Here is a 15,614-nt window from a genome sequence, read left to right as displayed (position 1 = left end):
ACCAGGGTGCCCCCCCGTCCCCTTCGCCGAGCCCTCGCCGCCGGCACCAGTGCCGTCCTGGTGGCCGCTATCGCCGGGTGCACTACGCACCCCAGTCCAGAACTCGCGGTCCGCGCCTTCCTGCTCGACTGGCAGGGCGGTGAGTACGAGTCCGCGGCGCGGCAGACCACGGGCGACGTCGACGAGGTGGCGTCCGCGCTCGAACGGACGCTGCGCCAGCTTGACCTGGCGGGCCTGAAGTTCGAGCTGGGCGGGATCAACCAGGACGGCGACACCGCGACCGCGAAGTTCGACGTCAGCGCCGACCTCGGGATCGGTGACCCCGTCTGGGAGTACACCGGCTCGATGGCGCTGGAGGACGGCGACTCGGGGTGGAAGATCAACTGGGAACCCAACGTCATCCATCCCGACCTGGGTGCGGACGAGCGGCTCGCGGTGGACTACGACGTCCCCGACCGCGGCCAGATCTACGACCGCCAGGGGCAGCCGCTCGTGGCGGAGCAGGAGGTCACCGCGTTCGGGGTGGTTCCCGACGACATGGGCGACATCGACGAGGGCGTCAACGGCCTCGCGGAGCTCCTCGACGAGGACCCCGGGCCGCTGCTCAACCGGGTCCGTTCGGCCCCGCCCGAGCAGTTCCAGCCCCTCGTGCTGGTGCGCAAGCGAGACGTCGAGGGCACGGTCACCCGCCAGGCGAAGCGGATCGACGGTGTCGAGACCAAGCAGGTCACCATACCCCTGCACCCCGAACAGGCCGATGCCGCGGTCGGTGAGGTGGCCGGCACTGTCGGCCACAACGTCTCCTCGCGAGTGGCGGGGCCGTACCAGGCGGGTGACACCGTGGGGCTGAGCGGCCTGCAGAACGCGTTCCAGCAGCGGCTCGCCGGCACCGCCAGCACGGACGTCGTGACCCTCGACAGCGACGGCGCCCAGACCGACGTACTGCGCAGGTGGCCGGGGGAGCCGAGCGGGTCGCTCAGCTCCACGCTCGACTCCGAGGTCCAGGAGGCGGCCGAGGGCTCCCTGGAGTCGATCCTGTCGAATAAGCCCGGCTACCTGGTCGCGGTCGACTCGGGTAGCGGCGAGGTTCTGGCCGCCGCCGGAAACCCCGGCAACACCGAGGACGACGGCGCGTTCACCAAGGAGTACCGGCCGGGGGAGGTGTTCACCATCGTGTCGGCCGCCGCCGCGATGGACTCCGGCGCCGCCGGACCGGACCAGCAGGTCCCCTGTGAGCAGAGCCAGAAGGTCGGGGACCGCACGTTCCGCAATCCCAACGACACCGCCCTGTGGGACGCCCCGGACCTCGCGCGCGGCTTCGCCTACACGTGCACGACCGCGTTCGCCGGCCTCGGCAAGGACGTGGGGGGCGACGCGCTGGCCTCCGCCGCCGAGGATTTCGGTGTCGGCGGCGACTGGCGGCTGTCGGTGCCGACCCACACCGGGGAGTTCCCGGTTCCGAGTTCCGCCGAGGACACCGCGGCGGCCATGGTGGGCCGCGGCGACGTGACGGTCAGCCCGCTCACGATGGCGCTGGTGGCCGGCGCCGTGGCCGATGGCACCTGGCACCCCCCGCGGCTCTCGGTCACGGAGGAGGAACGCGACTCCACGCCGCCCCGCGAGCTCAACGCCGACACTGTCTCGGCGCTGCAGGACATGATGGAAGATGCCGTGGTCGAGGGAAGCGCCTCGGGCGCGGACATCAGCCAGGAAATCGGCCAAATCGGCCAGGTTCCGGTGCACGGCCAGGTCTCGACGGCCACGCAGAAGATCGACGGGAAGAAGACCGCGGTCCAGTGGTTCGTCGGCTACCAGGGCGACGTGGCGGTTGCGGTGGCCATCGAGGTGAAACCCGCGCTGGGCTCCTACGACTACGCCGAGAACGCGGTCAGTGAGTTCCTGCTGCGGATGCCCGACGGCTATGTCGAGGACGTTCCCGAGCTCGCGGAGAACGCGGAGAACCCCGACTCCGACCTCGGCGAGGCGCCCGACTCCGAGGGCTCCGACGGCTCCGCCGGCACGTCGAACGCCGCCGGCGAGTAGGCCCTGCGGCGTCACCGAGGGCCGTCGGCGATGGCGCTCGCGCGAACGCGGCGCGGAAAAATTTCTGTGAGACGCAACCAACCGGGGGGTTCCAGGCGTCTTCCCTAATGACTGGGATGCCGTAAAGGGGGTTGCGGTACCCAGTTATGAGGGCAGGATCTCGTCTCGGGGGAGACCCTGCCTGTGAGGCCGGCCCGACCCTGCCGGCCGCCCTCGCGGGCAGCGTTGATTGTTCTGAAGTCCGCGCCCGCGAGGGACTCTCGTAGCCCGGGGGCGACCGAGCGCCCCCGGGCGCTTTACGGACCGCACGCCCCGGTTCGCCCGGGGCTGTGCGGCGCCCGAAACACACACCCCCCGACACCGGGAATCAAGTTGGCTCCCGTACTGTTGTCCAGATAGATTGGGACAACCGGGCACCGTGGGTGCTCCGGCCCAGTGGGCCACGCGGCCCGTTGAAAACTACACAGGGGGTGATCGGTTTCGACTTCGGTGATTGCTTCAGGGGAAGCGGGTCGAGGGTTTGTAAGTGTAACCTCGTTAATCCTGCGCTTGCGTAAATATCAAGTGCCAACACAAAGCGCACTGAGTTCGCTCTCGCCGCTTAAGCGATAGCGTCTCTGTCGGCCTGGGTTTGTTCTCGACCCAGTGTCCGGCATCGGTTAGAGGACTTACCGCTCAGATCAGGTCACGGGGCCTGAGTGGGAAACTTACGTGACTGGGCCTGTCAGCGACGTGTCTGTGCGAGCGCTGGGGCCGAGTAGAACGGCAGCATAGACTGCACCCGGAGAAGCCCTGTGGTGACACGGAAGGACGCGGGTTCGATTCCCGCCACCTCCACTCGAGATTGAGCCCCTGGCCGCGGATACTTCCGCGGCCAGGGGCTTTTCTTGTGCCTGGCCTACGGGGGTTCGGCACCGCACACGCACCGAGAATGACTGTGGGGACATGCTCACCGCCGAGAGTGTCCCCACGGACACCCTCGATGCGAAACCCGCCGCCGGCCGGGAGCACCGCCTCCCGCACGGCTAGCGGGCCTTCGCCGCCTTCGTTGGGTGCGCCACCATCGGGCACCCGCACCGGTTACCACAGAGCCTGACCACCCGGTGCCTTTGCCGCTTCCGTTGGACGCCGCACCATTCACTGGCCGCACCGGGTGATCATGACCCCAGCCGAAGGCACTCGGCTCGCCACACCGAAAGGCCGAAAACACGAAACACGAGTAGCGCTTGAAGGAAGCACATCCGCAAGATCGGCACCAAGCTCACGAACCTCAGAAACCTAACAAAGTACTACTAGAACGCTGTGGCGCCGACGAGCCAGGCGACGCGTTCCGCGGCGTGGTCGATGTCCTTGCTGGTGCCCATCGTCACGCCGTAGGAGGACAGGAACGCGTGGCCGCGCGCGCGAGGCTCGCACCGGATGTCCTCGACCGCGTACTGGGAATCGGGGTTGCCCACTCGCAGATAGGGCACCTCGTCCTCGATGAACCGGTACCGCACCCCGTATGGCTCCAGGGCCGTGGCCAGGGCGGCCAGCGGATGGTCGGCTACGCGGGGCGCGGCGGGTGACTCCGGGTGCGGGCGGGCGTACTTCGGCTCGACCATGACTGCGTCCCTCACGTTCAGTAATGATTCTCCATTATTGTTACTCTTTGTGTCTGTTTTGTGGTGGAGGGATCCCGCGACACGCCGCTCCTGCGGTTCCGGTCGGTCTCCTCCGGCGGACTCGCGGGGCGAACGCCGCCACGCCCGGGCCGGGTTCAGGTCTCCGTCCCCCGCTCGTACGGACTGGGAACGGGGAAGTAGCTCCGCAGGAACGCGCGCGTCATCCGGCGCTGCTCCACCAGCGGCACGCGGTGCGGCGTCGACCCCGTGACGCTGATCGCCTCCCGGTCGCGGGCCCGCAGCAGCCGGTTCAGCTCCGGATGCTGTCCCGGATCTCCCGCATCCACCTCGGAGCACCGAAGGCGCCCCGGAACGGCGCGGCCGGTGAGGTAGGCGTAGTGGTGGTGCAGCGCAACAGGGGCGAACGTGCCGGCCGCCGCGGTGAACTCCGCCGGGAACCGCTCCTGGAGCTCGGCGAGAACAGAGCGGCGCAACGGGGCCGGCGCGCGCAGGAAGCCGTGCGCGGTGCAGCGCCCGAACGCGTCCTCCAGCAGCGCGCGGTTCCGCTTCGCCGCGGCGAGGTCAGCGGAGTCCTCCGGAGTTGGTTTGTCCAGCGGCACCGTGGCCGGTGAGCGGACGAACCGGGCCATCCCGTTGGCGTGGAAGAACCGCCAGGGGCCCACCACCCGGCCGACGAACACGCCGCTGTGCAGGTAGAGCAGGTGCTCGCCGAGCCCGTCGGCAGCGTGCGGCCCACTTCCCGAACCGGGAGCGTCGGACATGGGCAGGGCGCCGGCTCCCGGCAGGTCCCCGCGCCGCACCACGGCGAGGCCGGGGTGCGAGGTGTCCAGCCATTCGGGGACAGGGCCGGTGGTGACGACAACAATCCGCCGGGTCCACGGCGCGAACATCGTGATCGAGCGAAGCGCGTACCTGAGCCATTCCGGGTCGGTGAGCGGGTGTTCCCCAGTGCCTTCCGACGCCGGCGCCTCGTGTGCGGGCGGGACGCCGTCCGGTCCGGCCCCCGGCTCCGGTCCGCCGTCACCGTCCATGGCGCAGACCGCGTCGACGGGGAAGTCGACATCGGTTGTCAGGAGCCGGGTGAACGGTTCGAAGCTGGGATAGTCCCGGTTGGCCACGCGTATCGACGCCGGGGTCATCGACGACTGCGGAAGGCGGTCGCCGATCGCGGTGGCGCGCGGCGCCAGGTAGCAGTCGCCGTCCTCGTCCCAGCGCCAGAACTCCAGGTCCGCGCCGTGACCGGAGCCGTAGCGCAGGGTCCGGCCCGGCGTGACGACCGGGCGGAACACCCGGACTCCCGAGACCCCGGCCAGGTCGGCGGCCATGCCCGCGAGCACGGGCTGCGGGAGCCGCCCGCGCGGCCGCAGCGGCGTGGCGTAGACCGGTGCGCTGTCGTGGGCGGTCGCCAGGGCCGTCAGTGCCGCCGAACTCCGTTCCTCGGTGACCATGACCCGGTGCCGCGGGCCGGTGTCGCGGACCAGCGCGTACGGGACGCCGAAGTAGTCGAGCGCCGCCACGACCAGATCCAGGTTCCGGCGCAGCGCGTCGTGGGGCCGCAGGTGGTCGCGGACCTCGGCGAGCTGCCCAGCGGAACGGACCAGGTGCGGGTGCTGGCGGTGGATCCGTTCCTCCTCGGCCGCGAGCTCCGGGACCTGGGATGCGGCCTGCTCCCACGGCACCTCGCAGAACACCATGCCGTCCCGCGCCGCCGCTGCCGCGTGCCGTGCCGCACGATCGGCGCGGGCGCGGGCCCGGTCCCCCGGGTCGATGGTGCGCAGTTCGGTGTAGAGCGCCTCCCAGCGGGCCGTGACGACGTCGGGCGAGAACCGCTCCACCCCGTCCAGGGCGGCGGCGCCGTAGGCGTCCCGGAGAGTCTCGTCGGCCATTAGCCGGTCGAGCGCGGCGGCGAGTGCCTCGATGTCCCCGGCCGGCGCCAGAAGGCCGTCGGTGCCGTGCCGGACCACCTCGGCCGGGCCGTTCGCGGTGTCGTAACAGACCACCGGGACACCGGCCGCGAACGCTTCCAGGACCACCGCGCTGGACGCGCCGGATCCGGACGGCAGCAGGCCGACGCTCGCGGCGGCCCATGCCTCGGGGGCGCCGTGACCGGGGTCGAGGAACTCCACCCGGTCATGCAGCTCAAGCGCGCTGACCACCGTATGCAGCCGCGACCGGTCCGGTCCGGCGCCGTGGATGCGCAGGCTCCAGTCCGGGTGCGCGTCGGCGAGCCGCGCGAACGCCCGGATCGCGTGCTCCAGCTGGTTCTCCGGTGTCAGCTCCTGGGCCACCAGGATGGTGCCGGAGCGCAGACCGGAACGCGGCCGGAACCCCGACGGCGCGGCCGGCGGGATGCTGCGGACCAGCGGCGCGGCCGGTCCCAGCGACGCCGTGAGCCACGACCGCGCCGGCTCGCCGGGCACGACCAGCGCGTCCAACCACGGCGCGTGCGCGAGCAGCGCGCTGTCGCGGGCGCCGTCGACCGCACCGGTGCGGTGGTCCTGGCCGACCGTGACTGCCGTGGCCGGGGCCAGGCTGGTGATCAGCGACGCCAGCGCGGGCGTTGTTCCCACCAGCACGTCGGCGCCGCAGCCGCCGAGGGCGTGGCGCAGTTCGATCTCGCTGAGCAGGCTGAGCCCGCTTCCGTGCCTGGCTCCGGCCGGGAGCAGCGCACTGGGCTCGGCGCTGAGCGCCCGGCAGGTCGGCTCGTCCAGGGTGCAGCCGCGCGCCGGCCGGGGTACCGGTCCGCTCGTGTCGAGCAGGGAGCGCACCGGTACCCCGGAGTCCGGTGCGCGGCCGGCAGCGGGCTGGGACACGGCAATGATCTCGGTCTCGTGCCGTTCGGCGAGTCGCGCGGCCTGCGCGTGAACGGCGGCCTCCGCGCCGTCCGCGGCGCCGCCTCCGGCCAGCAGGTACGTGATCCGCATTGTGCCTCCTGCGTTGCTGTTCCGCCGTGCGGGGAAGGAGGAAGCCGGATTCCCGCGGAGGGCCGCGAGAGGTGGAACGCTACTGCGGGCGGAGGGCCGGGCTGTCGCGCGTCGGGTCCGGCCCGGGGCATCTCCGCCGGGTCCGCGGGGCTCCGAGCCGGGGCCCGCCCATCGCCCGGGTGGCGGGCGGCCGCTCCGCCCGCGGCCCGGGCACCGGATGTGGGATCGCCCTGCTCCCGGCCAACTGGCGCGTACCGCACGATCATGCTCCTCGCGGAAGCGCGGTCAGGCCGATGACCAGGGCCGCGGAGCTGGCGTAGAACGGGCAGAGGAGCACAGGCGGCCCACTGCCGGGGCGCACGGTTTGCGGGGGAAGCCGCACGGGGGGACGAGGGGCAGCCACGCCCGGCATCTCCCGCCGGGCCCGCAGGCACGCCCCATCCGCGGTGTGGAACCGCAGCTCCCAACGCGCGCCGCTGGCGCCAGAGCTGGCGGCGGAGTCGGCCATAGCGGGCAGCGGGAGCGCCACTGTGAACGCGGTGCCGCGGTGCCCGGGGGAGAGCAGCGGCCGGACCGGGTATACCGCTGAGCCGTGCCACTGCACCACCTCGGCGGCGGTCTCTTCCGGGGCGCCGGCACCAACCAGCTCGCCCGTGACCTGCGCGAGGTGCGGGCGGACGAGGACGGCGCGCACGTACGCCGCCGCCCCCGGCGCCCGTACCGCGAGCGCCGCCGTCCCCGAGAGCGTGCTGGTCACGCTGAAACGCGCGTCGCGTCCGGCCGCCGCGTGGGGCGTGGGCGCCCCGTTTCCGGCGGTCCCCGGCCCGGGTGCGGCCAGTGGCATCCGCCGCTCCTGGCCCCCGCCGCCCACCAGCAACTGGATGTTCCAGACGCCGGAGGTGAGGACCACCTCCGGGAGGAACCCCGCCGACTCCGGGGAACCGTACGCATCGCCGGCGCGCAGCCGAATCGTGGCCTCGACCCGGGTGCGCCCTTCCGCTGTGGGCACCGTGCGGGCAGCCGCGTTCGTCCAGTGCTGCCCCGACGCGAACTCCACCGCGGCGGGCCCGTCGGAGGGCGCCCCCGACACCACGGCCGCCAGGTTCAGTGTGCGGCCGTCGAGGACGGAGAGGTGCTCCGCGCGCACCCCGCGGCCAGTGGCGCGGGCCGCACCCGCGAGCAGCGCCCCGGCCGCGTCACGCGCGGGGCGAATCAGCGGCGCCATCCGCCGGTGCGCCCGCGAGGAACCGGACACTGCTCACGCCACCCCTGTCGCAGCGGGCGGACGCGGACACCATCGCGCTTGCGGGAGGGCCCGGCACAACGCGGTGGCGGCGCCGCGCCGGGGCGCTGCCCCGCGTCGGGGGTGTCGTTGCGCCGCGGGTCGGCGACGGGAGCTGCCGCGGTGCCCGGCCGCCACGCGCGCGTCCGCCCGAGCGAAGCCGGTACGGGTTCCCCGGGCTGCGCCGTTCCAGTTCGGCATTGCGGTCCGTCCCCCTCGGATAGGCGGGTTGGCAGCAGGTCCGCCGGTGCGGGGAGTCAGGCGTCCCCGCGGCCTGCGCGGGGCAATCGGGTGCGGTCCGGGGTGCGGGATCACCGCAACCCAATGATCACCCTTTGTGTGTGAATTATCGCGGAGTGGGGTCGGTGCGGGGCGTCGACACGCCGCACCGTGCCCGGCGCGGGTTCACGGGTCACGGGTTCACAGGCGCTGCACCCAGGCGCCGTTGTGCAGCACGGCGTCCACCGCGAGGTCGCTGTCCAGGATGACGAGGTCGGCGCGGTTGCCCGGAGTGAGCGCGCCGATCCCGGCGCGGTCCAGGCCGAGGGCGCGTGCCGGCGTGGCGGTCGCGGCCCGGGCGGCGGCCTCGATGTCCACACCCCGCACATGGTGCACAGCGCGGCGAATGGCCTGGGGCAGCATGATCGTGCTGCTGGCGAGCGCGCCGGTGTCGGTAACGGTGGCCCGGCCGTCCGCCACGGTGACGTGTAGGCCGCCAAGGTGGTACTCGCCGTCGGGCAGCCCGGTCGCCGACATGGCGTCCGTGATGAGAGCGACCCGGTCGCTCCCCGCCGCGTCGAAGACCACTTGGGCCGCTCCCGGGTGTACGTGCACCCCGTCGTTGATCAGCTCGACCGTCACCCGCTCGTCATTGAGCGCCGCCGCGATCGGGCCCGGATCGCGGTGGTGCAACGCGCGCATCTGGTTGTACAGGTGGGTCGCGACGGTCGCGCCGGCGTCGAAGGCCGCACGCGTCTGGTCGTATCCGGCCTCGGTGTGGCCGACGGCGGCGACCACACCGGAGTCAACGGCGGCGCGCACCAGATCAAGCGCTCCGGGCAGCTCCGGGGCGAGCGTGACCATCCGTACGTGCCCCCGCCCGGCCTTCACCATCCGGTCGAACTCGGCGGGGTCCGGATCGCGCAGCAGGTCCGGGTCGTGTGCGCCGCATTTGGACCGTGCGATGTAGGGGCCCTCAAGGTAGATCCCGGCGAGCTCCCCGGAGTCGCACAGCTCAGCGAGGGCCGCGATCTGGTCGAGCGTGTCCGAGGGGCTGGCGGAGACGAGCCCGCCGAGAAGCGTGGTGACCCCCCGGGCGCGGTTGAACTCCACAACGCGCATCGCGCGCTCCGGGTCGGCGTCGGTGAACGCCGCCCCCGCGCCGCCGTGGATGTGCATGTCGACCGTGCCCGGCAGTACCCAGTGGCCCCCGGCATCCACATGCTCGCCGGCGCTGGTTGGGGCGGGGCCGGCCGCCAGCGTGGCGATACGGCTCCCCTCCACCCGGATCCAGCCGTCCCGTACGCCCCCGGGCGTTACCAGCTTCGCGTTGGCGATGGTGATGGCGCTCTCGCTCCGGTCCATTCCCGGGGTCCTCCTGTGCCCTTTGCCACATCTCGCGCCGTGCAGCGGGCGCTAAGCGTGCGCGACCCTGATGGCCCCAGGAACTGGGGCGTTGCGCCGCTCGGTGTCCGAACCGGCCTCGCCGTCTCGCATGGTGAGCGACCCAACCGCCCGTCATGGATTGACGATAGCGTTCCACCCGCTCATTATGGACAGCATGACCGCCGGTGAGCTGCTTGTTCAGCGCCTGCATGTCGATCTTCGGCATCAGGCGAGCGCGCTTTGTCGTAGCTAGCCCCCGGAGCGGGGCAAGCCCCCGATCGCTGTCCCCACCGGAAGCGACCAGGCACTCTTGGAAAGCCGCGCGCACGCGATACCGGCCCCAGCGTGGGTAGCCAGAGTTCCGGTTGGGTAGCCGATCATTCCTGAGGCCGACGAACCTTGGACGACCACTCGCGCTCAGCGGCCGCGGAGGCCGCACTCATCAGGAGATCACATGACTCGCTTCACCGTGCTCGTCGCAGCCAACGATGCCCATTCGAGCGTCCGCGACGCCGCCGTGTTGGCCGCCGAGACCATTGCCGCGCACAGTGTGGACGATCCCGGCACCACTGGGCCCAGTACCGTCATCGACCTCGCTGAGCTCGGACCGGCGCTGCTGGCCGCCCGGCCCGGCAGCGACGTCGCCGACGCTCTTGCCCGGGTGGCCGAGACCGACGTGCTGCTCGTCGCCACTCCGCAGGCGCACGGCAGCTACACCGGGTTGCTCAAGGTGTTCCTCGACCGGCTTCCCGAGCTGGGGCTGGGCCAGGCCGTCGCCGTTCCCATGGCGGTGGTCGCGGACCTGCGGACCGGCCGCAACACCGAGGACGACCTGCGGGTTCTGTTGTCCGACCTCGGTGCCTGGGTGGTCGAGCCGGGGCTGATGCTCTCCGAGAGCGAGCTCGCCGAGCCACGCAGTGTGATCGAGGCGTGGGCCGATGTCGCCGCCCAGTCGCTGGTCCAGGCGCTCGCCGTCTCCGCTTAGCCCGTTTCGCCGCTCTGGTCGCCGGGGCCGGTCTCCGGTGGCGCCGCGTTGCCGCGTGCGCGCAGGCGCGACGTGTCGGCCTCGGCCCGGGAGACACTGCCGCGGACCAGGACCACGACGGTCAGGGTGAGAGCGAAGCCGAGCACCCGCAGCGTGAGCATGAAGGGATCGGAAGGCAGTTGCTCGCTGAAGATCACCGTGCCGAGCACCACCATGAACACGTTGCCCACCACGTTGGACACCGGCGCGGTGATCGAGGCCCGCGAACGCTGCAGCGACGTCTGGAACAGCACGATTCCGACCGCCCAGCCCAGCGCGTAAAGGTAGGGATAGGGCGACACAAGGGCCGGGATGACCGCGTCCACCAGGCCTTGTTCCACCAGCAGCCCGCCCAGTCCCTTGCCCTGCAGCCCGGCGACGCCCTGGGACAGTCCGGCGGCGGCTCCCATGGCCGCCGCCGAGACGTAGTGCCCCGCCCTGCCGGCCAGCGCCATGGCGAGCACGCACGCCGCCACGGTGCCCAGGCTCACGAGCAGCAGCAGGGGGAGATCGGCCGTTGTCCCCGTCTGTCCGCCGTCGCCCAGCGACAGGCTGAGCAGCAGCAGCGCGAACGGCATCAGTCCGAGCGCGACACGTTCCCCGCGGGTGACCGGCTCCCCCAGGACGGTGCCGATGAGCAGCAGCATCATGGCGATGCCGCCGGCGTACGCCGGCTGGACGACCGAGACGGGAGCCAGACCAAGGGCGATGATCAGGCCGATGCTGCCGAGCGCGGCCAGGACACAGCCCGCCACCCAGCGCCCGTTGGTGAGAAGCACCCGCGCCATATGCAGTGGTCGGTGCACACTGATCCCCGGGGCCCGGTGCAGCGCGCGCTGTTCGATCGCCAGCCCGAACGTGTACGTCGCGGCGGCCAGCAGCGCCACGATCAGACCCGTCACGTGTTACCGCCTTTCCGCGGAGCGGGTGGCCCTTCGAACCTGTCTCACGGGGCCGGTTCCCGACGGTGTACCCGCGGTGGTGCCGAGTGGCGCGTGTCTTCCCGCGCGCCGTTCAACAAGCCCGTGAGCTACGCGTGTGCGAAAGCGCGCGATTTCGCATGGCGCACCACGCAAGCCTAGTTGACCCGGTGTATATAACGAGTTCTAGTGGGGTGTGGCGGGCACGAGGCGACCACCCAGGGGTGAGCGATGGCGATCGGGATCACCGGCGAACACGAGGAACTGGCCGCGGCCGTGCGCGGTTGGGCCGAGCGCAACGTCTCGGCCGCTGACGAGGGGACGGAGACCGCCACCGAAGCGGAGCGTCCGCGGTTCTGGGGCGGGCTCGCCGACCTGGGCCTGCCCGGCCTGCACCTGGCAGAGGAACACGGTGGCCAGGGCGGCGGGCTGCTGGAACTGGCCGTCGCCGTGGCGGAACTGGGCCGCTCCCTTGTGCCCGGCCCCTTCCTGCCGACCGTGTTCGCCAGCGCCGTCATCGACCGCTGCCGCAACGAGAAAGCGCGCGACACGCTGCTGGCCGGGCTCGCCGATGGCAGCCGCACCGCCGCGGTAGCGCTCGGCGCGGGCCTGCCCGCCGCCGAGAACACGGGAACACCCACAGTCGGGGTCGAAGTCAGCGGCACCACCGAGCCGGTCCTCGGCGGAGCACTGGCCGACCTCATCATCCTGCCGGTGACCGGGCCGGACGGAGAACGCTGGGTCGCGCTGGAGGCCGCGGAGCTCGACATCACCCCCCAGCCGAGCCTGGACATCGGGCGCGGTGCCGCCCGGATCGGCGCGGACGGCGCCGCTGTACCCGAGGACGCTGTCCTTACCGGGCTGACCCGCGAGGAGGTCACCAGCGTCGCCGCCGTCCTCATCGGCGCAGAGGCCGCCGGCATCGCGGAATGGGCCATGGATGCCGCCGCCGAGTACGCCAAGGTGCGCGAGCAGTTCGGCCGCCCGATCGGCCAGTTCCAGGGCGTCAAGCACAGATGCGCCCGCATGGCGATCGCGGTCGAGCAGGCGCGCGCCGCCGTCTGGGACGCCGCACGCGCCGCCGACCAGCAAGCCGCCCGCGAAGGCGACGAGGCATTGCGGTTCGCCGCGTCCGTGGCCGCGGTGACCGCCCCCGACGCCGCGCTCACCTGCACCCGCGACTGTATCCAGGTGCTTGGCGGCATCGGGTTCACCTGGGAGCACCCCGCGCATCGCTACCTGCGCCGCGCCTCGACCCTGCGGGCCCTCTGCGGGCACACCAACGACTGGGCCGTTGCCGTGGCCGACCTCGCGCTCGCGGGCCAGCGCCGCCCCGTTGAGATCGAGCTGGCCGACGAGAGCAGCGAGCTTCGGGAGCGAATCCGCTCCGAGGTCGCCGAGCTCTCGGCGATCCCCGACGAGCGGGAGCGCACCGTCGCCATGGCCGACGGCGGCTGGGTCATGCCGCACCTGCCGCGTCCCTGGGGGCGCGATGCCGCGCCGCTGGAGCAGGTCTGCATCCACCAGGAGTTCCAGCGCACTGGGCTGAGGCGGCCCAGCCTGGCCATCGGGGCGTGGGTGGTGCCCTCCATCGCCGGCTACGGCACCCCCGAGCAGCAGGAGCGTTTCCTGCGGCCCACGCTGCGCGGCGACATGATGTGGTGCCAGCTCTTCAGTGAGCCCGGTGCCGGCTCGGACCTGGCGTCGCTGTCGATGCGCGCCGAGCGCGTCCCGGGCGGCTACCGGCTCACCGGGCAGAAGATCTGGACCACCTTCGCCAGGGCCGCGCAGTGGGGCATCTGCCTGGCGCGCACCGATCCCGATGCCGCCGCCAAGCACGACGGCATCAGCTACTTTGTTGTGGACATGTCCACCCCCGGAATCGACGTGCGCCCCCTGCGCGAGCTCACCGGGGACACCCTGTTCAACGAGGTGTTCTTCGACGGCGTGTTCGTTCCCGACGACTGCGTCATCGGTGAGCCGGGGACGGGGTGGCGGGTCGCCCGCGACACCCTGAGCAACGAACGGGTCGCGCTGTCCGGCGGGTCCGGTCTGGGCGCGGGCGTGCCCGAGCTGCTGTCCTTCTTCGGCCAGCAGGCGGAGCGCGCCGCCGAGCGGGATGCCCGCATCGAGATCGGCAGGCTGGTGGCCCAGGGGCAGGCGATCGAGCTGCTCGGCCAACGGGTGACGCTGAAACAGCTCTCGGGCGCCGCGACCGGCGCCGAGGCGAGCGTGCGTAAGCTTCTTGGCGTGGAGTTCAACCAGGCGGTGGCCGACTGCATCTGGCAGCGCCAGGGCAGCGCGGCCGTGTACGAGGACACAACGGCGGCCAGCGGCATCTGGGCGCGGTACATGCTCTTCGGTCGTTCCATGACCATCTACGGCGGCACCACAGAGGTTCAGTTGAACATCATCGCTGAGCGCCTGCTGGGGCTGCCCCGCGACCCCGAGGCGTAGCCGCAGACCGTGACGACCGAGGACTCTGATGGCCAGCGGCGCGGACCGCTGCGGTGGCTGCCCTCGCTCCGGCGGCCGCGGCGGTGGCCGAGCCGTCCCGCATGGCTGCGGCTCCCGCGGCGCCGCCGAACCGGCGGCACCGGCGGCGAGGGCGCCGGCCGGAAGCCGCGCCTGCAGCCGACACCGCTCGGGCTGTTCGGGATCATGCTGGCGGCGATGTTCCTCACTCTGCTGCTGATCCAGACGTTCCTGGGTGACTTCCGCGCCGGAGAGGAACTGGAGGAGGACAACCGCACGCCGAGCGTGGACGCGACCCCGCCTGAGGGCACCGCCCGGATCATGGTGGCGGGCGACTCCACCGTGCAGGGCAGCAGCGGGGACCACACGTGGCGCTACCGGCTGTGGACGCACCTGGACGAACGGTCGGGCGCCGATGTGGAGTTCGTCGGCCCCTATGACGACCTGCTCGACGTCAACACCGACAGCGGGGGCAACCAGGAGTACGCCGATCCCGGGTTCGACCGCGCGCACGCCGCGCGGTGGGGCGCCACCGCCGAGGAGATCGCGGCGGACATAGGGGAGCACGTGGCCGAGCACGAGCCCCATTACCTGCTGCTTGTGGCCGGGGTCAACGACCTCGTCACGGGTGACTCGGCGCAGGACGCGCTGGACCACCTCGCTGAGGCCGTCGTCACCGCGCGGGTCGGCCAGGACGACATCCGTGTCGTCCTCGGTGAGCTCACCCCGGTGTGGGACACCGGCCGCGACAAGCAGATGAACGAGCGTATCCAGCGGTTCAACCAGGGTCTTCCGGCGCTGGCCGAACAGCTCACCGGAAAGGACTCCCCGGTCGTCGTCGCGCACACGGCCGCTGACTACTCCCCGGCCGAGGACAACTGGGACACCACGCACCCCAACGCCCGCGGGCAGGTGAAGATCGCCGCCGCGTTCGCCGACACGCTCTCCGAGTCCCTCGGTCTGGGAGAGCCTTACCCCCGCCCGCTGCCCGATGTCGAGGTCGGCCCGCAGGACCGAACCGAGGTCAGCGCCGAGGAGAACGACGGTGCGGTCGAACTCACCTGGGATCCGGTTCCCGGGGCCACCCGGTACCAGGTGCTGCAGAAGCGCGTGCGCCCCGAGCCGGACGAGCTCGTCGCGCTGCCCATGGAGGTTGACGGGGACGCCGGCCAGGACGGGGAGCCGCAGTCGGCCACCGTCGAGAACCTGCTCAGCGGCGCGACGTACGAGTTCCGGATCCGCCCGTTCAAGGGCAACGACGGCGGTCGCCGCACCGAGCCGGTCCGCGTCTCCGTGGACGATGACCCACCGGGCACCCCGGAGTCCGTGCGCATCGAGGACGACGGCGAGACATTGGTGTGGTCGGATGTGGCGGGCGCGGGCCACTACGAGGTCTGGCGGCGCCCACTCGACTGCGAGCCGGGTACGGGCGGCGAGCCGGAATGCGAGCCGCAGGACGGCCGGGATCCCGACAGCGGCGAGGGCTGGACGGTCGGCGCCGTCGTCGAGGACGGCACCGAGTGGACCATCAGCGCTGATGGCGGAGGAGGATACGAGTTCGTTGTCCGTGCGCACCAGGACTTCCTGGCCGGCGGGTACTCTGACCCGGTAGCGCTGGACACGGCGGAATAGTCCCGCTGCTACGTGGCCGGACGCGGCACAATTGGGTCGCCGAACCGCGCAGTGCCTTAGTAATGCTTTATGGTATTGGCTTTA

At 71.9% G+C, this 15,614-nt stretch carries 9 protein-coding genes and 1 other RNA gene; 5 read left to right on the top strand and 5 right to left on the bottom strand.

The window, feature by feature from the left end; translation table 11 throughout:
- Positions 1-6 precede the first annotated feature (6 nt).
- Both F4561_RS22885 and ssrA read left to right on the top strand, forming a co-directional pair.
- Positions 7-2,043 (top strand): penicillin-binding transpeptidase domain-containing protein, encoded by a 2,037-nt coding sequence (locus tag F4561_RS22885; protein ID WP_184581431.1) that lies wholly within the window; start codon positions 7-9, stop codon positions 2,041-2,043.
- 466 nt (positions 2,044-2,509) lie between these two features.
- Positions 2,510-2,883: a transfer-messenger RNA gene (gene ssrA, locus F4561_RS22880) on the top strand.
- A 452-nt stretch (positions 2,884-3,335) separates the two neighbouring features.
- Here the strand turns inward: ssrA and F4561_RS22875 are convergent.
- The 4 genes from F4561_RS22875 to nagA form a co-directional block, all read right to left on the bottom strand.
- On the bottom strand, positions 3,336-3,662 hold the full coding sequence (locus F4561_RS22875; protein ID WP_312885461.1) for a hypothetical protein: 327 nt from the start codon (positions 3,660-3,662) through the stop codon (positions 3,336-3,338).
- Positions 3,663-3,802: 140 nt separating this feature from the next.
- Positions 3,803-6,592 (bottom strand): stealth family protein, encoded by a 2,790-nt coding sequence (locus tag F4561_RS22870; protein ID WP_184581429.1) that lies wholly within the window; start codon positions 6,590-6,592, stop codon positions 3,803-3,805.
- Between the two features lie 262 nt (positions 6,593-6,854).
- Complete coding sequence (locus F4561_RS22865; protein ID WP_184581427.1) at positions 6,855-7,847, bottom strand: hypothetical protein; 993 nt, start codon at positions 7,845-7,847, stop codon at positions 6,855-6,857.
- A 447-nt stretch (positions 7,848-8,294) separates the two neighbouring features.
- Positions 8,295-9,458, bottom strand: a complete 1,164-nt coding sequence (nagA, locus tag F4561_RS22860; protein WP_184581425.1) for an N-acetylglucosamine-6-phosphate deacetylase — start codon at positions 9,456-9,458, stop codon at positions 8,295-8,297.
- 475 nt (positions 9,459-9,933) lie between these two features.
- On the opposite strand from nagA, the gene F4561_RS22855 reads away from it, so the two are divergent.
- Positions 9,934-10,464 (top strand): NADPH-dependent FMN reductase, encoded by a 531-nt coding sequence (locus tag F4561_RS22855; RefSeq protein ID WP_184581423.1) that lies wholly within the window; start codon positions 9,934-9,936, stop codon positions 10,462-10,464.
- Here F4561_RS22855 and F4561_RS22850 read toward each other — a convergent pair.
- Complete coding sequence (locus F4561_RS22850; protein WP_184581422.1) at positions 10,461-11,405, bottom strand: hypothetical protein; 945 nt, start codon at positions 11,403-11,405, stop codon at positions 10,461-10,463. The genes F4561_RS22855 and F4561_RS22850 overlap by 4 nt on opposite strands.
- Before the next feature lie 249 nt (positions 11,406-11,654).
- Between F4561_RS22850 and F4561_RS22845 the strand changes: the two genes are divergently transcribed.
- The gene (locus tag F4561_RS22845) at positions 11,655-13,880 is read left to right on the top strand and encodes an acyl-CoA dehydrogenase family protein (protein WP_184581420.1); all 2,226 of its coding nucleotides are present in this window, start codon (positions 11,655-11,657) and stop codon (positions 13,878-13,880) included.
- 9 nt (positions 13,881-13,889) lie between these two features.
- Positions 13,890-15,530: a GDSL-type esterase/lipase family protein gene (locus F4561_RS22840; RefSeq protein ID WP_312885460.1), complete on the top strand. Its 1,641-nt coding sequence runs from the start codon at positions 13,890-13,892 to the stop codon at positions 15,528-15,530.
- The last annotated feature ends 84 nt before the right edge of the window (positions 15,531-15,614 follow it).

The organism is Lipingzhangella halophila, from assembly GCF_014203805.1.
Classification (GTDB): domain Bacteria; phylum Actinomycetota; class Actinomycetes; order Streptosporangiales; family Streptosporangiaceae; genus Lipingzhangella; species Lipingzhangella halophila.
The sequence above is the reverse complement of the archived record's forward strand: the minus strand, read 5'-3'. Positions and strand labels throughout refer to the sequence as shown.